This window comes from Acinetobacter sp. WC-743, from assembly GCF_000335555.1.
GTDB classification, from domain to species: domain Bacteria; phylum Pseudomonadota; class Gammaproteobacteria; order Pseudomonadales; family Moraxellaceae; genus Acinetobacter; species Acinetobacter bereziniae.
The window spans coordinates 119,306-136,067 of sequence record NZ_AMFQ01000101.1; the positions used below are offsets into that span (position 1 = coordinate 119,306).

Annotated in this window: 15 protein-coding genes and 1 pseudogene; 14 read left to right on the forward strand and 2 right to left on the reverse strand. The window is 39.3% G+C overall.

The window, feature by feature from the left end; all coding sequences use genetic code 11:
* Positions 1–4 precede the first annotated feature (4 nt).
* The 4 genes from ACINWC743_RS15905 to ACINWC743_RS24530 are packed head-to-tail and all read left to right on the forward strand — an operon-like array spanning position 5 to position 3,811.
* Positions 5–1,018, forward strand: a complete 1,014-nt coding sequence (locus ACINWC743_RS15905) for a hypothetical protein (RefSeq protein ID WP_009586090.1) — start codon at positions 5–7, stop codon at positions 1,016–1,018.
* An 18-nt stretch (positions 1,019–1,036) separates the two neighbouring features.
* Positions 1,037–2,344: a type VI immunity family protein gene (locus tag ACINWC743_RS15910; RefSeq protein ID WP_009586127.1), complete on the forward strand. Its 1,308-nt coding sequence runs from the start codon at positions 1,037–1,039 to the stop codon at positions 2,342–2,344.
* Complete coding sequence (locus ACINWC743_RS15915; protein WP_009586075.1) at positions 2,334–3,641, forward strand: type VI immunity family protein; 1,308 nt, start codon at positions 2,334–2,336, stop codon at positions 3,639–3,641. Before ACINWC743_RS15910 ends, ACINWC743_RS15915 begins: the two co-directional genes overlap by 11 nt.
* Positions 3,638–3,811 (forward strand): hypothetical protein, encoded by a 174-nt coding sequence (locus ACINWC743_RS24530; protein WP_009586104.1) that lies wholly within the window; start codon positions 3,638–3,640, stop codon positions 3,809–3,811. Before ACINWC743_RS15915 ends, ACINWC743_RS24530 begins: the two co-directional genes overlap by 4 nt.
* 135 nt (positions 3,812–3,946) lie before the next feature.
* On the opposite strand, the gene ACINWC743_RS15920 is transcribed toward ACINWC743_RS24530, so the two are convergent.
* Positions 3,947–5,854 (reverse strand): ATP-binding cassette domain-containing protein, encoded by a 1,908-nt coding sequence (locus ACINWC743_RS15920; RefSeq protein WP_009586161.1) that lies wholly within the window; start codon positions 5,852–5,854, stop codon positions 3,947–3,949.
* Positions 5,855–5,889: 35 nt separating this feature from the next.
* On the opposite strand from ACINWC743_RS15920, the gene ACINWC743_RS15925 reads away from it, so the two are divergent.
* From ACINWC743_RS15925 to ACINWC743_RS15960, 8 genes and pseudogenes are all read left to right on the forward strand, one after another.
* A complete protein-coding gene (locus ACINWC743_RS15925; RefSeq protein ID WP_004826619.1) occupies positions 5,890–6,135 on the forward strand; it encodes a SlyX family protein in 246 nt (81 codons plus the stop codon).
* Positions 6,136–6,261: 126 nt separating this feature from the next.
* Positions 6,262–7,173, forward strand: a complete 912-nt coding sequence (gene mumR, locus ACINWC743_RS15930; RefSeq protein ID WP_004826621.1) for a LysR family transcriptional regulator MumR — start codon at positions 6,262–6,264, stop codon at positions 7,171–7,173.
* A 340-nt stretch (positions 7,174–7,513) separates the two neighbouring features.
* Positions 7,514–8,765: pseudogene (locus tag ACINWC743_RS15935) on the forward strand (NRAMP family divalent metal transporter).
* A gap of 35 nt (positions 8,766–8,800) precedes the next feature.
* Complete coding sequence (locus tag ACINWC743_RS15940) at positions 8,801–9,559, forward strand: LamB/YcsF family protein (RefSeq protein WP_009586126.1); 759 nt, start codon at positions 8,801–8,803, stop codon at positions 9,557–9,559.
* A gap of 12 nt (positions 9,560–9,571) precedes the next feature.
* Positions 9,572–10,378: a putative hydro-lyase gene (locus ACINWC743_RS15945; protein WP_009586102.1), complete on the forward strand. Its 807-nt coding sequence runs from the start codon at positions 9,572–9,574 to the stop codon at positions 10,376–10,378.
* Between the two features lie 19 nt (positions 10,379–10,397).
* On the forward strand, positions 10,398–11,978 hold the full coding sequence (locus tag ACINWC743_RS15950) for an urea amidolyase family protein (protein ID WP_009586103.1): 1,581 nt from the start codon (positions 10,398–10,400) through the stop codon (positions 11,976–11,978).
* 1 nt (position 11,979) lies between these two features.
* On the forward strand, positions 11,980–13,719 hold the full coding sequence (locus ACINWC743_RS15955; protein ID WP_009586164.1) for an acetyl/propionyl/methylcrotonyl-CoA carboxylase subunit alpha: 1,740 nt from the start codon (positions 11,980–11,982) through the stop codon (positions 13,717–13,719).
* Positions 13,720–13,848: 129 nt separating this feature from the next.
* Complete coding sequence (locus tag ACINWC743_RS15960; RefSeq protein ID WP_009586140.1) at positions 13,849–14,886, forward strand: hypothetical protein; 1,038 nt, start codon at positions 13,849–13,851, stop codon at positions 14,884–14,886.
* A 73-nt stretch (positions 14,887–14,959) separates the two neighbouring features.
* Here ACINWC743_RS15960 and ACINWC743_RS15965 read toward each other — a convergent pair whose 3' ends face one another.
* Positions 14,960–15,706, reverse strand: coding sequence for an SDR family oxidoreductase (locus tag ACINWC743_RS15965; RefSeq protein WP_004826634.1), 747 nt, complete (start codon positions 15,704–15,706; stop codon positions 14,960–14,962).
* Between the two features lie 149 nt (positions 15,707–15,855).
* Here ACINWC743_RS15965 and ACINWC743_RS15970 point away from each other — a divergent pair, with 149 nt between their 5' ends.
* Together ACINWC743_RS15970 and ACINWC743_RS15975 are read left to right on the forward strand one after the other, a co-directional pair.
* Positions 15,856–16,194, forward strand: a complete 339-nt coding sequence (locus ACINWC743_RS15970) for a winged helix-turn-helix transcriptional regulator (RefSeq protein WP_004826637.1) — start codon at positions 15,856–15,858, stop codon at positions 16,192–16,194.
* 106 nt (positions 16,195–16,300) lie between these two features.
* Positions 16,301–16,750, forward strand: coding sequence for an ammonium transporter (locus ACINWC743_RS15975; protein ID WP_004826640.1), 450 nt, complete (start codon positions 16,301–16,303; stop codon positions 16,748–16,750).
* The last annotated feature ends 12 nt before the right edge of the window (positions 16,751–16,762 follow it).

The following is a 16,762-nucleotide window of genomic DNA, read 5'->3' on the forward strand; positions in this document are numbered from 1 at the left end:
TAAAATGGCAGGTCGAGATACAACAGGTTCAGGTTCTACTAGTCCCAATAAGACTAAACCATCTGTAACAAAAACTAATACGAAAGGGACAGTGATTAAATTAGAAACGGGCACAAATAAAACCTATTTATGTGCACATATTTGCGCGGCCAGTAAAGCCCCTAAAATTGGAAAAAATGGACAAAAGCTTTATCAAAGAGCTGTCACGCTTGCCATCCAAGCAGAGGCTGAAGCGAATTTTGGTGTATGGGCATATCTCGCGGAAGTTGGTTATAACATGCGAATAGAACCGCCGAAAGCATTGATGAGTGATAAAAAAGGTCGAGAGCATAGACCATCGAGCTTTCCATTGGGTGCAGCTAAACGTGAAATTGAAGATCTATCTAAGGGGGATTTTCGCATCCCAGATGTCACTGTTCTTAGCATTAAAGCATCTGAAATTATTGAAATGCGCATGTCAGGTACGATTGACTGGAATCGCTTTAATCCTATTAATGCCAATATTGAGCGCTTAGTTGAAATTAAATTTGGTAAAGATAAATGGGGAAAAGATCAATATAGGGATTACAATAAAATAGCACCTAAAAAGGTTCGAGAAATAGCTGACAAAGACTGTAACTGTGATACTCGAAAACCTCCAAGTGGGGGATTAAAAATCCCTGTCTATCCACCAATAAAAAATCCAAACCCTCTAGCGAATGCAACATTTCGTCCTGCAAATGTTGGATTGACAGCAAGAAAAGGGATTCCAAGTATGCTCGGTGCTTTAGGTAAATTGATTGCACCACCATCACCAGAAGTTATTTTTTATCGCCAACTTGTACCCCTTCAAGAATATCAAAGTATGATGATTCCGATTACTGCCAGTGTTGGTATCGCAGGAGCATTTATTTGTGGAACGGTGGTTTTGGCAGGCGCAGCAGGTGGGGCAGTGGCTACAGCAGGGGCAATCGGTACAAGTGAGGCAGTGGGTGGAGGTTTACTGATTACAGGCTTTGCCACTTTGGCGCATTCATAAAAAATAGGAAATAATATTATGATCAATAGCTACGCAGATTTAGAGCCTTATTTAAAGGATTTTCAATGGTCTGAACATCGAAAAGACCAACCCTCCTTATTTATTACGGGTGCTGAATTTCAGGCACATTTTTTATATTTTGCAGGGCATACTCCTGAAAAGCGTCAAGCTTTAATTGAGTGTATTGAAGCTTATAATCGATATTTTGGTGAACATTTGGTTTGGGGCGGATATTATGATGATCAAGGCGAAGGACATTATGCCGATTTAGATGACCCTAGAATGCCAACCATCAAGCAAGTGATTGAAAAGAAATCACATCCAGATGATGTTATAGAATGGTATTGTGCATCGGGAGAACAAAAAGAAGCTCCTGAATATATGATTTCAGCGATGACCAATCGTGGCTGGCAAGGGCACCTGTTATATTGTTCTGAAATTAAATTTTGTGTTCCAAATAAGTTTATTTTTGATGAAGAACAAAAGAATATTTTAATTTCTCTCATTCAAATGTTTATTGATAAACTCGGGGCTTATCATGCTGTAGCAGGATTACAAAGTATTCTTCCTTATAGACCTATTGGGGTTGGAGACTATGCTCGTACACAAGGAGAGCGTTTTTGGGGGATATATTTAGGAGCGGATGAGAGTGAAACTAATTTAATAAAAAATGGAATTAAGAGCATTGATTGGCTGACTTATGTCAGTCATACCTTGATACAACGAATTTGTGAAGTTAAAACCTTTCCTAAATATTGTGAACATTTCAATCTTCAACCACAGCAACAACAAGAAGGTTTTCTATTTCAACTTGAAGAGTTTCCTCAATTACTCCCAAGCAATCAACCTGTTTTAGACAGTTATTACAATCTGAATAAGGCACTACGCCCTTTAAGAAATGGTGCATATTGGGCTATTAGTGATGATGTTGGTTATAATTATAAAGTTTTAGATGTTGATGAAAGTCGAAAGTGGATTCGTCGTTTGGATGCGCCTGATATATTTCCTGATCTTGGACATTATCAAGAGCGTGCGCCAGCGAAGAAGAATATTTACCTAGAATCAGGACGACCTTGTGAAATTGATGGTATCTATCGCTATGATGAGCAATTAGATTTAGATGGTCAACCAATGTCTGTCGGTTTTGCTGATAGAAATCATTATGAAATAAATTCAACGGATGATTATCGACAACATGTGGTTTTATTGAAAGGTGATATTGCGCCTCGATTTTTAGAATGTTATGACCATATGATTTTAAAACAAGCCAAGAAAATTAAATGGCATTTGGTGAGTGAGATCGTGCGAGTAAAGAATGATCAATAGCTATGCAGATTTAGAGCCTTATTTAAAAGATTTTCAGTGGCTAGAACATAAAAAAGATCAACCCTCCTTATTTATTACGGGTGCTGAATTTCAGGCACATTTTTTATATTTTGCAGGACATACTCCTGAAAAACGCCAAGCTTTAGCCGAATGTATTGAAGCTTATAACCAATATTTTGCAGAGCATTTCACTTGGGGCATTGATTTTGATAAGAATGGAAAAATCCATTATACCGATATTATAGAAATGCCGAGTATTCGTGAAGTGCTTAAAAAGAATCCAGATCCAGATGATCAAATCGAATGGTACTGCGCATCAGGTGAACGTGATGAGGCACCAGAATATGCACTGATGGCATTTACCAATCGTGGTTGGGAAGGGCATAAATTATATAGTTCAACATTAACTTTTCATGTACCTAATCAATTGATTTTTGATCCTGAACAAAAGCAAATCCTGATGTCTTTAATCCAAATGTGTATTGATAAGCTTGGGGTCTATCATGCAGTGGCTGGTTTTCAAGGGGTTTTACCCTTTAAGCCAATGGGCGTTGGTGATTATTCATTGGCACAAGGCGAACGCTTTTGGGGGATTTATCAAGGTGCTAGTATTCGTGAAAGAAGTAAAATTCGAAATGGCATTAAAAGTATAGATTGGCTGACCTATATTAGTCATAGCTTGGTACAACGAATTTGTGAAGTTAAAACTTTCCCCAAATATTGTGAGCACTTTAATTTAAAACCACAGCAACAACAAGAAGGTTTTTTATTTCAACTTGAAGAATTTCCTCAATTACTGCCAAGCAATCAACCTGTTTTAGACAGTTATTTTAATCTCAATAAGGCACTACGCCCTTTACGGAATGGTGCATATTGGCATATTAGTTGGGATACGGGTAATAACTATCAAGTTTTAGATGTTGATGAAAGTCGTAAATGGATTCGACGTTTAGATGCGCCTGATATTTTCCCTGATCGTGGGCATTATCAAGAGTGTACACCAGCGAAGAAGAATATTTACTTGGAATCTGGACGACCATGCGAGATTGATGGCGTCTACCGCTATGATGAACAGTTGGATTTAGATGGTCAGCCAGTACATAGTGGGGGTAAGTATGAAATAGATTCGATAAATAGTTATGAAGAAAATTACCTTTCTGACTACCGCCAACATGTAGTTTTATTGAAAGGTGATATCGCGCCTCGCTTTTTAGAATGCTATGACCATATGGTTTTAAAACAAGCCAAGAAAATTAAATGGCATCTGGTAAGTGAGATTGTACGAGTAAAAGAATGATCAACAACTATGCAGATTTAGAACCGCATTTAAAGGATTTTCAGTGGTCTGAACATCGAAAAGATCAACCCTCCTTATTTATTACGGGTGCTGAATTTCAGGCACATTTTTTATATTTTGCAGGACATAGCACTGAAAAACGCCAAGCTTTAGATGATCTATACGCTTAATACTTATCAAGGAATGCTAGCGATTTATCCTGATGGGAATACCTACAGTGAAAACTGTGCTGATTTTATTGGAGCATTGCTACAATAAAAAAACTCCGCAGATTTACGGAGTTTTTTGGAAGAAACAATAAAAAATTAACCTTTGGTCATTTCTTCTAATTGATCCCAACGCTCCATTTTTTCCAACAGAAGATCATCGATTTCAGCCAAGCGTTGAGAAGCTTGTGTTGCTGCATCGGCATCTGTGACAAACCATGAACCGTCTGCGAGTTTTTCTGAGAGTTCAGACTGTTCTTTTTCCAATGCCTCAATTTCGGCAGGCAATTGTTCTAAAGCACGTTGGTCTTTATAACTCAGTTTTACTTTCTTGACTGGTGCTTCAACGGCTACTGAGGCTGCTTCAGCTTTGGCGATGGCTTTTTTTACATCACTCTTTTGGTCTACAACTTTTTGATCAGGACGTTGCTCAAGGTAATCTTGATAACCACCAATATATTCATCAATATTGCCTTTACCATCAAATACCCAAGTCGATGTCACCACATTGTCCATAAAGGCACGGTCATGCGAGATCAACAACAAGGTCCCTTTATATTCACTGAGCATTTCTTCAAGAAGCTCTAAAGTCACCATATCCAAGTCATTGGTGGGTTCATCCATGACGATCAGATTGGATGGTTTAAGCAATAGTTTTGCCAGAAGAATACGATTTCGTTCGCCACCCGAAAGGGCTTTAACGGGTGTGCGTGCACGCTCAGGAGAGAATAAGAAATCTTGTAAATAGCTGTAGATATGACGGCGACCACCGTTAACATCCACAAAGTCTGAGCCTTCCGATACATTTGCCATGACTGATTTTTCAAGGTCTAGCGCATTACGCAGTTGATCAAAATAAGCCACTTCAAGTTGTGTACCTGTTTTAACCGAACCCCCATGTTCAAGTTCACCCAGTATAGCTTTTACCAATGTCGTTTTACCGACACCGTTATCACCTACCAAACCGATTCGATCACCACGCAGAACCAACGCAGAAAAATCTTTGATGATTGGGTAGCCATCATATTCAACACGTAAATGTTCAATATCGAAGACTAACTTACCTGAACGATTGGCTTCTTGCGTTGCCATACTGACTTTGCCTTGCTGCGAACGACGAGCTTTAGACTGTTCACGTAAATCTTTTAATGCACGAACACGACCTTCATTACGGGTACGTCGTGCTTTAATGCCTTGACGAATCCAAGCTTCTTCCTCAGCCAGTTTTTTATCAAATAAAGCATTTTGTTTTTCTTCTGCTTCCATTTGTTGGGCTTTTAAGTCGAGATATCTTGAGTAGTTGCCTTCATAACTACGTAAAATACCACGATCTAATTCAACGATACGAGTCGCAATACTGTCGACAAAAGCTCGGTCATGTGAAATAAATAACAGCGTGAGATTATTTTGGTCGAGTAAGAATTTTTCTAACCATTCGATACTTTCAACGTCTAAATGGTTAGTCGGCTCATCAAGTAATAAAACATCAGGTTGGGTAAGTAAAGCACGTGCCAACAAAACACGGCGTTTACGACCACCAGATAAATCTGCCAAATCAGCTTCTGGATCTAAGCCCATTTTACTGAGAATAGCATTAACTTTGGTTTCTAAAGCCCAACCATCAAGTAGGTCAAGCTTATGTTGCAAGTTGCCCATACGGTCACAAGCATCCATATCACCTAATACACAAGCATCACTCGCTTCATGGTATTCTTTGAGGACTTGAGCAGCTTCACCTGCACCCTCAGCGACAATATCCGCAACCTTGCCAGAGTCCATAGGGACATCCTGAGCAAGCATAGAAATGGTGATTCCGTTTTGTAAGGCAATTTCACCTTGATCGGGTAATAAACTTCCCTCAATCAGTTTGAGTAAAGTAGACTTACCTTCACCGTTACGGCCAATCAAACAGACTCGTTCGCCACGTTCTAAATTGAAGTTTGCGCCATCGAGCAGGGCAGGTCCACCAAACGCAAGTTGGACATCCCTTATAGTAATATAGGCCATACGGTTTCCTAAACATCCCACAGTGAGGACTAAAAATGACTAAACATAAAAATCTTGATGATCAGGCGTCATTTTCCGCACCTATCGAAGATTTGCAAGTCCGAATTGCATTTTTAGATGATTTAGTCGAACAATTAAATGATCAAGTTGTGCAACAGAGCTTGGAAATTGCTGATTTAAAAAAACAAATGCAATTACTTTATCAACGTGTAGAGTCCGCTGATTTGTCAGAAGGTATTGCTGCTTTTGATCCAATGACCAATCGTCCACCGCATTACTGAGGAGATAAAATGTAATTTGAATGTTGCTGGCATGATTTAAACTGCTTATGCATTTACACAATTATCCGTTACGCTGGCAAAGGATTTGCATACCGTCATCATTCATACATAAGGTCAAGATGGATCATGAACTTAAAAAACCTTGAAGCATTTTATTGGGTGGTGACTTTAAAAAGTTTTAATAAAGCAGCGACCAAACTTCAAACTACACAACCCGCAATTTCACAAAAAATTACTGCGATTGAAAATGATCTTGGCTTTAAAGTACTGGATCGTAGTTCTCGTCAAATCAAAGCCACCCATAAGGGAACCACATTATTCAAGTATGCTGAAAAATTTATGCGGCTTGAAACAGATCTGGTTGCCGAGCTTACTGAAAGCCAATATTTAACGGGTACAATTCGTTTAGGTGTCTCTGAAACCATCGTACACACATGGTTAGTGGAATATATGGAGCAAGTCCAAAAAGAGTTTCCTAAAGTTTCTATCGAAATCGTGGTGAGTTTGACTCCTGATCTGCAAGAAGGTGTACGCGTAGGGGATTTGGATATGGCTTTTTTGCTTGGACCGACTTTACCCTTTGAATGTATTGAACGTTCACTGTGTGATTTTGAATTAAGTTTTTTAGCATCCCCTTCCTTTAAAGGAGGCATCGGACAAATGTCATTCCGTACATTGATGTCGCATACTATTTTGACTTATCCAAGAATTACTTATCCTTATAAAGAACTCAAAGCTCGAATGAAAGAACAGGCAATAGATGAGCCACTTTCAATTACCAGTTATTCATTGGCAACCTTATTACGTTTAGCTGAACAAGGCTTAGGGATAGCTGTTGTCCCTAAATTGACTGCACTCAAGGAAATTTTAGATGGTCGCTTGGAGATATTGGATACCCCGATTCAGCTCAAGACTTTTCATTTCACTGCAATTTATACTCAGGGAAATAATACTGCTCTAAAGGAAAAACTAACGGATTTGGCGGTGTTGATCTCCGATAAAGCAATGAAAAAGTTGAATGATAAAATTAAAAATTAAGTAATTATTACTGTTGTACTTTATTTTTGATTCATAATTTGATCTTTTAAAGTTCCAAAATTGTCACATTATTGATAATTAGAACTTATCGGTATCTATAATGAATCATTATGAAAATGATATTTTTAAAATAAAACATATTAAATTCAATATTTTAAAATTTTATTGCTAATCTTTTTGGCTGATTGTTCTGGCTCATTTCCTATGCTTTTATTTCAAATATAGATTTGGTAGGGCACTACCAAAAAAAATCTTCAAGATTTAAAGGATAAAAGAATTTCATATTTTCAGAAAAATTGATGTTCTTTGTTTAACTTGAAATAGCGTTGATTAAGCTCAAATGGATGAGGAACGCATACATGTCTTTATTGAAATCTTCTATATTATCTGACCGTCAATGGGCAATTGTTGCATCGATATTTATGATGGCAACTTCTGCAATGGGTCCGGGGTTCCTTACACAAACTGCTGTATTTACAGTGAAATTAGGTGCAGCATTTGGCTTTGCAATCTTGATTTCTATTCTGATTGATTATGTGGTTCAACAAAATATTTGGCGTGTGGTCACCCTGACTCAGATGCGAGCCTCTGATATTGCCAACAAGGCTTTACCCGGCAGCGGTTATTTACTTGCATTTTTGGTCATTCTTGGCGGCTTCTTCTTTAGTATCGGGAACATTGCAGGTGCAGCACTTGGCTTAAATGCCTTATTTGGTTTAGATACCAAAGTTGGTGGTGTACTCAGTGGTGCATTGGCTATTCTTATTTTTGCTTCCAGAAAAGCCACACTGGTGATGGACAAAAGTATGATTGTTTTGGGTTTGCTCAAAATTATTCTAATTGTCATTGTCGCCTTTATTGTCATGCCACCCGTGGGACAAGCTGTTCAACAAACTTTTGCGCCTGACCAAATTGATTTTGCGATTATCACCACGATTGTCGGTGGAACCGTCGGAGGCTATATCTGCTATGCAGGTGCACACCGTTTACTCGATAAGGGTGCTGTTGGGCCAGAAAACATTGATGAAGTTGCAAAGGCAGCAACCAAAGGGATCGTGGTTGTTGGGATCATGCGCTATGTTTTGTTCTTAGCATTTTTAGGTGTGGTGGTCAGTGGTGCAACAATTGATCTAGCCAGCCATGATGCCAATCCTGCAGCACAAGCATTTCAATATGCCGCAGGTACTTTTGGGTTTAAACTGTTTGGTTTGATTTTTTGGGCAGCAGGGATCAGTAGTACCATCGGTGCAGCCTATACATCAGTTTCATTTATTTCAGCTTTTAAAAAGAATCTAAATGCTAAACAAACCAACTATATCACCATCAGCTTTATTTCTTTGGCATTACTGTTGTATGTAGTTTTAGGTGCAACACCAGCTGGATTATTGATCTTTGTCGGTGGTTTTAATGGGCTGGTTTTACCGATTGGTTTGACAATTTTTGTCTATGTCGCTGCATGTCGTAAAGACCTCATGGGCAATTATAACTATCCAAAATGGTTATTGATTTTAGGTGTGCTGACCTGCTTACTGACATGGTGGATGGGATATATGTCATTCACAACAGTATTTAATTATCTCACTAAACTGTAATCAATCTAACACTCAATTAAAAAGGAAGTACGCTGATGTTTGTCGATTTAAATAGTGACTTGGGTGAAAGTTTCGGTTCATGGAAAATGGGCAATGATGAGCAAATTTTGCCTGTGGTCAGTAGTGCCAATATTGCTTGTGGTTTTCATGCTGGTGATCCATTAGGGATATTACAAACATTAAAGCAGGCTGTGCGATTAAATGTGTGTATCGGTGCGCATGTTGCTTATCCTGATTTAGTTGGGTTTGGTCGTCGCAATATGGATTTGTCTCGGGATGAGCTGATTGCTGATGTGCTCTACCAAATTTCTGCATTGGATGGGCTTGCCAAAGTGGCTGGTTCGGCAGTGAGCTATGTTAAACCACATGGTGCACTTTATAACACCATTGCCAAAGATGCAGTTCAGGCTGAAGCCGTCATTGCAGCGATAAAAATGTATAACCCCAAGTTGGTATTGGTCGCTTTAGCGGGGTCTAATCTGGTCGATCAGGCGCGTCAAGCAGGGCTAACAGTGGTTTCTGAAGCATTTGCAGATCGTGCTTATAACCGAGATGGTTCATTGGTTTCACGCCGTTTGCAAGGTGCAGTGCTGCATGATGCTGATTTTGTCGCTCAACGCGTGGTGTCTATGCTGAAAAACGGTGGAGTCGAATCCATTGATGGGGTATTTACCCCGATCCAAGCCGATACGATTTGTTTGCATGGTGATACGGCTGGTGCTTTAGAAATGTCTGCTGCGATTAAAGCTGAACTGTTAAAAAATGATATTCAGGTTCGTTCATTTTGTGGATAAAGGAAGATACACATGTTGAAAAATATCAAAGTTGACCCAGCACAGTTAAAAGTGACCCAACAAGCAAGACAGCAAATTCGAGCAGGTTTTGATCGACCTACGGCTGGTATGGCGCCGGGTATGACCCAAGTGAATATGATTTCTGTACCCAAAGATTGGGCTTATGATTTCTTATTATATGCGCACCGTAATCCTCAAAGTTGTCCTGTTCTCGATGTTCTAGAAGAAGGTGTTTATGCCACAAAATTGGCATTGGATGCAGATATTCGAACCGATTTTCCACGCTATCGAATTTGGAAAGATGGTGAAATGGTCGATGAAGTGACGGATGCAACTGAGATTTACAATGATCATCCAGATTTGGTGACATTTTTAATTGGTTGTAGCTTTTCTTTTGAAACAGCATTGCAAGATGCTGGTATAGAAGTCCGTCATATTCATGATAAAACCAATGTACCCATGTATTTGAGCAACATTAGTTGCGAACCAGCAGGGCGCATTTCAGGAAATATGGTGGTTTCCATGCGACCAATTCCTGCTGATCAAGTTTCAGAAGCTGTGAAAATTACCGCACGTATGCCAAGTGTGCATGGTGCACCTGTGCATATTGGACATCCTGAAAGTTTAGGTATTCAAGATATTAATCAACCTGATTTTGGTGAAGCATCTCGTATTGAACAGGGCGAGATTGCTGTGTTTTGGGCGTGTGGTGTAACACCTCAAGCAGCTGTAATGAACTCAAAAATTCCATTTGCAATTAGTCATGCACCGGGACACATGTTGATTACCGACATTCCAGATCGTGTCTGGATGGGTTAAAAAAAGAAAGGATCAGTAAATGCGATTTTTATCAGTAAATTCCGATAGTTTCTTGATTGAACTTGCCAGTTTGCAAGAAACTTTGGCGTTATACAGCAAATTGCAAAATTTACACTTGAAAGGAATCAAAGATTTAATTCCTGCTGCAAAGACGATTTTGGTGTTTTTTGATGAGATCAACACTGACTTCAAAACCTTATCGACTTTAATCGGTAGCTTAAATATAGATTTAGATATTCAGCGACATTGCCAGCAAGTGATTATTCCCATTCGTTATGATGGTGAAGATTTAGCACAAGTGGCAGAGTTACAGGGCTTATCTGTCGCAGATTTGATTCGTAAACATCATCAAAGTACTTGGGATGTCACATTTATTGGCTTTGCGCCTGGTTTTGCCTATATGAATAGTCCTGACCAGCCGTTTACGGATATTCCGCGTTTAAAAACGCCCCGTAAAAAAATTCCATCAGGCTCTCTAGGTTTAGCAGGTCAATATTCAGGCATTTATCCGAAGGATAGCCCTGGCGGTTGGCAATTGATTGGTACAACAACTGAAAAAATGTGGGATTTGGAACGCTCGAATCCTGCACTGTTAAGACCCGGAATGACTGTAAATTTTGAAGATGTGACACGTCATCCTATTTCTGTAGATGTACCAAAACAGATCACCTCGGTGCAAGACAATGGTTCAAAATTACCATTATTTAAACTGACTGCATCTGGATTGCAAACTTCGATTCAAGATGAAGGTCGCTTTCAACAGACCAGTATTGGTGTTGGGACAGCAGGTGCGATGGATATTGATTCTATGCACAGTGCTAATCGAATTGTGGGTAATCCAACTGACACACCCGTAATTGAGATTTTAAATGGCGGTTTAAAAGCAAAAATGCAACATTCAGCGGTTATTGCTGTGGCGGGTGCAATTTCAAATATTCATGTGAAATTTGCAGATGGTCAAAACGCTGATTTTGAGTGTTATCAACCCATCGCATTAGATTGTGGTGATGAGTTTCACATACAAACTCCTCGTGCTGGACTACGAAATTATCTTGCAGTTCGTGGTGGTTTCGACATTCAGCCTGTTTTAAATAGCTGTTCTTTTGACAGTTTAGCAATTCTTGGTCCACATCCCTTAAAAGTGGGGGATGTGCTTTACCAAGGTCAAGTTGTCCCATCCAATATCACGATCAATGACGTGGCAAAAGCCAATCTCCCTCAACTTGGCGACACGGTTGAACTGGATATTGTGATGGGACCCCGCACGGATTGGTTCGATCAAGACAGTATTGAGAAACTGTGCAATCAATCCTGGTTAGTCACCAATGAAAGTAACCGTGTTGGTTTGCGCTTGTTGGGTAAACAACCACTCAACCGTAAAGTGACCCATGAGTTGGAAAGTGAAGGTACCTGTATTGGCGCTTTACAAATTCCACCAAATGGTCAGCCAGTCTTGTTTATGAACGATCACCCACTTACTGGTGGTTATCCCGTGATTGCCTCGGTTGCTAAACACCATTGGAATCTGGTGGCGCAAATACCTGCAGATTGCCATGTCAAGTTTAGAAAAATTGCCGAATTTGTAGAGATAGAGAATTGAAATGAACAAGCAAAATTATGCCAATGAAAAACTATTAATCGCCAACCGTGGCGAAATTGCTGTACGTATTATTCAAGCGTGTCGTGATATGGGTATCACATCTATTGCCATGTATGCAGATGATGACATCGGCAGCTTACATGTCGAGCTTGCAGATGAGGCATGGGGTTTAGCGGGAGCAACCGCTAAAGAAACCTATTTAAATATCGATGCCATCATTGATGTTGCTAAGAAATCTAAAGCTACGATGGTGCATCCTGGTTATGGTTTTTTATCAGAACGTGCAGAGTTTGCTCAAGCAGTGATTGATGCTGGTTTAAAATGGGTAGGTCCATCTCCAACTGCGATTCAAAAATTAGGAGATAAAATTGAAGCACGTAAAATCGCAGCTTCAGTCGGCGCACCTCTGGTTCAAGGTACACAAGATCCTTTGAACAATGCAGAAGAAGCATTAGCCTTTGCCAAACAGCATGGTTTGCCTATTGCAATTAAAGCTGCTTTCGGTGGCGGTGGTCGTGGTCTAAAAGTGGTTTGGAAACTTGAAGAAGTGAAAGAACTCTATGAGTCTGCGGTTCGAGAAGCCAAGGCTGCATTTGGTCGTGGAGAGTGTTTTGTTGAGCAATATTTAGATAATCCTCGTCATGTAGAAGCACAGGTGATCGCTGATCAGCATGGACATGTGGTGGTGTTGGGGACACGAGATTGTTCTCTACAACGCCGTAATCAAAAACTGGTCGAAGAATCTCCTGCGCCATTTATCAGTGATGAGATTTATCAAGAAATCCTTAGTTCTGCAAAAAATATTTGTCAGGCAGCACAATATGTTGGAGCAGGAACAGTTGAATATTTGTTGAGCCAAAATGGTACATTGTCTTTTCTTGAAGTGAATACACGTTTGCAAGTCGAACATCCTGTGACTGAGGAAACAGCACAGGTAGACTTGGTGGTTGAACAAATCCGAGTTGCATTAGGTGAAGAACTGTCTATTCAAGACACACCAAAGGCACTTGGGCATGCTATTGAGTTCCGGATTAATGCGGAAGATCCTAGTCGTGGCTTTATTCCTGCATTTGGCACATTGAGTCTGTTTGAAGCACCTTTTGGTCATGGTGTACGTGTTGATACAGGTGTCCGTACAGGCTCGTTGGTTTCAAGCCACTTTGATTCTTTGATGGCGAAGCTCATTGTGACAGGCTCAACCCGTGAGATCGCAATTGCACGTGCAAAACGTGCATTCAAGCAATTTAAAATCGAAGGTGTTGCATCAGTACTAGATTTTCATCGTGCTGTATTGAATGAACCTGATTTTACTGAAGAATTTAAAGTTCATACTCGATGGATTGAAAATGACTTTAAGCAGGTATTAAAACCGACGCAGCGAAGTATTCCTCAACATCAGCAAGCGATGACATTGAGCTATATCGAAATTGATGGGAAATTACACCGTTTAGGACTGCCTGCGGCGCTGTTTGCCCAAAATATTATGCCAACTGGTCAACATGAAGAACAAAAAACATCTTTAGAGACTCTACCTGAGCATTTGCTTGCACCCATTAATGGCGCAATCGTGGCATGGAAAGTTCAAACAGGAGAGCACGTCACTGAAGGGCAAGTGGTAGCGATTATGGAAGCCATGAAAATGGAAGTTCAAGTGCTCGCACACCAAAGTGGTCAAATACAAATATCGGCAAACGTGGGGACAACTTGTCAGGCTGATCATGTGATTGCCAATATTCAATAGTCTTTAGACATGTGCAATTTAACCTGAGCGTAAAAATTGGAAATTTATAGTTAAATTTCCAATTTTATTTGACCTTTTACTGAAAGCCCGCTGTAATGCACGCCACTGTTTAATTGCAAACTTTTGACCATGCCGGATACAGTTGTTCTTTTTGACCTTGAAAATAATATGCCTACAGCACCAATGCTGGGTAAAATGGTTGAGCATTACGCTACATTATATCTTTTTAATTGTACTGGGCATTTTCATTATTCACTGGCTGATCTCACAGCGCTTTCCAGTTGGATCAACAGTGGTCAAGTGGTGATTTTAGACGTTCCTCAATCGGCTCAAAAAGAATATGAGTATGCCGTGATTGCAGGGCAATTATTGGCACTCTTAACACCAGATACACAGATCGAAATTATTTCTGCCACATCCACTTGTACGGTGTTGTTGGATATCATCCGTAATGTACATCTCGATTGCCGTCTTGTTCAAATTGATCCGACTGGTCAATTGCCAAGTCAAAAACGACAGCTTCCAAGTCTTGAAACAATTCAAAATAAACCGTATTTACAAATGGTTAAAAAGTATTGTGATGCTTTAGCAAAGATGACAGGAAAGCCGAATACAATTGAAAAATTACGCAACTCTGTTGCCAATACATTGCAAATTGTGCCAGAAAAAGCAAAGCATCTTGTAGGAATGCTGATTAATTTAAGAATTGTGAAATGCCTTGATGAACAAATTTCTTATCGGAAAAAGGTCTTAAAACAGTGGATCAGTCTCGATATAGAAAATTCAACTTCTCATGACCAAGCTGATCAACAGCTGGACAAACAATCGCATATTAAATTACATAAAATTGATCAAATTTTAGAAAGCTTACATGCGCATCCGCAACAGGTTATCCAAGAAATAGATGATCAGGAATCACTTGAAGCGGTACAACAGGTGCTGTTTAAAAACTTTGAGCAGATTGATCCTGTTCAAATTGAAGTGATTCATAAACTGAATGATTTAAAAACATCGAAACCCAAAGATATTTATGCATTGCGCGATCTATTGGAAAAAATGTTCCCTAAATCTGATGTTCGTTTATTGCTTAAAGAGTTGATTGAAAAAGGATATATTTATTGGAATGGGCATGAAGTGGTCTACAGTCATGAAATGTATTTGAATTAATGCTGTTCAAGTAGATGAGAGAAACACTCCAAGAGATCTCTGATCTACTTTCAGATTTTTTGATTTAAATGCTTTACAAGTTGGCAACACCACCATCTATCAATAGTTCTGTTCCAACAACAAAACGAGACTCATCAGAAGCAAGATAAATAAAGGCGTTGGCAATTTCTGTTGCTGTGGCAAGTCTTTGTAGTGGGACTAAATTTTCAATACTGGTTTTGAGCTGTTCAACTTCAGCAGGGCTGTCTGCGACTTTATTCAGTGCAGGTGTAAATGTCGGTCCAGGAGAAAGCAGATTAAAGCGTATTTTATGATTTAACAGTTCCCTTGAAAGTGTTTTGACCAAGGAGCGTAAGGCGATCTTTGAAGCAGCATACACACTGCTTTTTTCTAATGCGATATGAATGCTGGTTGAACCACATAAAATTACTGAACTGTTTGGATTAATCATAGGAAGAAGGCTTTGAATCAAAAAGAAAGGACCTTTTAGATTGGTATTTAACACCTCATCAAATTGTTCAACGCTCCATTGCCCAAAACGTTGATGGTTCACATTGCCTGCATTGATATAAATCACATCAAAGATAAAGGATAATTGCTGTAATTTTTTGAGAAAATCATGCTGTGAATTTAAGTCAGCATGGTCACATGTAAAACCGAAACTTTGCGATCCTAATTGCTGTTGAACTTGTGCAATTTGATTGATATTCCGTCCAGTAAAGACTACTCGTGCACCTTCTTCAATGGCTCGTTGTGCGGCAGCAAAGCCAATTCCACTGGTTGCACCTGTGATTAAAACAGTCTTGTCTTTTAATCTCATTTTTTCACTATAATGTCATTAAGAAACACGTATATTGTGAAAATTTATGCGCAGATGTAAGAACTTACCAAATGGTAACTAAGTCGCTGTTGGGTTTGAAATAGGCTGAAATCAGCTTTTATAAATTGTAGCTTTATGTAAGGTGAAAAATGACAACTGTGCAATATGAGCAAAACTGTTCAATTATGCGATTCGTTGCGATATTTTCAGGTAAATGGGTCTTGCCAATTGTTTATCATCTTATACAAGCTCAACATCCTGTGCGATTTAATCAATTACAAAAGGCTTTAGCACCGATTCCTCAAAAAGAACTTTCAAAACAGTTAAAGCTTTTAGAAGAATGCCAACTGATCTCCAAACAGATTTATCCAGAAGTACCTCCACGTGTAGAATATCAAATTACTGCATTGGGAAAATCTTTGGAAAGTTCGATTCGCTCATTGGGTGATTGGATGACGTTTTACGAAAAAAATAGAGATGAAAAATAAGACATTAAACTGACTTTAAAATTACAGATTCGTTGTAATTTTAATTTTAAACTTGCGTTTTATATTCAGCTTATGCAACTCTAATATAGGAATTTAAAGGTGAACTATGGAACACACTGGTCTTTGGGTTGCGCTCGTAATCGTTGTTTTTGTACTGGGCTCAATTTTTGGCTTACGCGTAAGCCCAAGAGAAAAGGCATTAGGTTTAATGCGTGAAAAAGCCCGAAAGATGGGTTTGCATCCGCGTTTGGTGGCTGCGCCAGAATGGACTAAAATCCCAATGGCAACAGAATCTCGTGCAAGTATGGTGGCTTATTATAGTGTACTTATTCCTGATGCACGTTTAGCGCTGATGCGTGCATGTGTCGAAGATGAAAAGCTTCACGTGATTCAAGGTGATGCGAAATTTAAAGATTTTCCCATTGCATTAAAGGGGATTTATGCTATTGATATGCAGGCAAATTGTGTAGGGCTATATTGGGATGAAGAATCTGACCTAAGAGCAACACAACTTGATGATATGAAAGCATATTTACTCAAATTGGCTGAAATTTAACTTAATAATAGG

Coding starts and splice junctions, on each gene's coding strand:
- ACINWC743_RS15975 (WP_004826640.1), top strand. CDS start 16,301: ATGGAACACACTGGTCTTTGGGTTGCGCTCGTAATCGTTGTTTTTGTA.
- mumR (WP_004826621.1), top strand. CDS start 6,262: ATGAACTTAAAAAACCTTGAAGCATTTTATTGGGTGGTGACTTTAAAA.
- ACINWC743_RS15915 (WP_009586075.1), top strand. CDS start 2,334: ATGATCAATAGCTATGCAGATTTAGAGCCTTATTTAAAAGATTTTCAG.
- ACINWC743_RS15950 (WP_009586103.1), top strand. CDS start 10,398: ATGCGATTTTTATCAGTAAATTCCGATAGTTTCTTGATTGAACTTGCC.
- ACINWC743_RS15910 (WP_009586127.1), top strand. CDS start 1,037: ATGATCAATAGCTACGCAGATTTAGAGCCTTATTTAAAGGATTTTCAA.
- ACINWC743_RS15925 (WP_004826619.1), top strand. CDS start 5,890: ATGACTAAACATAAAAATCTTGATGATCAGGCGTCATTTTCCGCACCT.
- ACINWC743_RS15905 (WP_009586090.1), top strand. CDS start 5: ATGGCAGGTCGAGATACAACAGGTTCAGGTTCTACTAGTCCCAATAAG.
- ACINWC743_RS15960 (WP_009586140.1), top strand. CDS start 13,849: ATGCCGGATACAGTTGTTCTTTTTGACCTTGAAAATAATATGCCTACA.
- ACINWC743_RS15955 (WP_009586164.1), top strand. CDS start 11,980: ATGAACAAGCAAAATTATGCCAATGAAAAACTATTAATCGCCAACCGT.
- ACINWC743_RS15945 (WP_009586102.1), top strand. CDS start 9,572: ATGTTGAAAAATATCAAAGTTGACCCAGCACAGTTAAAAGTGACCCAA.
- ACINWC743_RS15940 (WP_009586126.1), top strand. CDS start 8,801: ATGTTTGTCGATTTAAATAGTGACTTGGGTGAAAGTTTCGGTTCATGG.
- ACINWC743_RS15970 (WP_004826637.1), top strand. CDS start 15,856: ATGACAACTGTGCAATATGAGCAAAACTGTTCAATTATGCGATTCGTT.
- ACINWC743_RS24530 (WP_009586104.1), top strand. CDS start 3,638: ATGATCAACAACTATGCAGATTTAGAACCGCATTTAAAGGATTTTCAG.
- ACINWC743_RS15920 (WP_009586161.1), bottom strand. CDS start 5,854: ATGGCCTATATTACTATAAGGGATGTCCAACTTGCGTTTGGTGGACCT.
- ACINWC743_RS15965 (WP_004826634.1), bottom strand. CDS start 15,706: ATGAGATTAAAAGACAAGACTGTTTTAATCACAGGTGCAACCAGTGGA.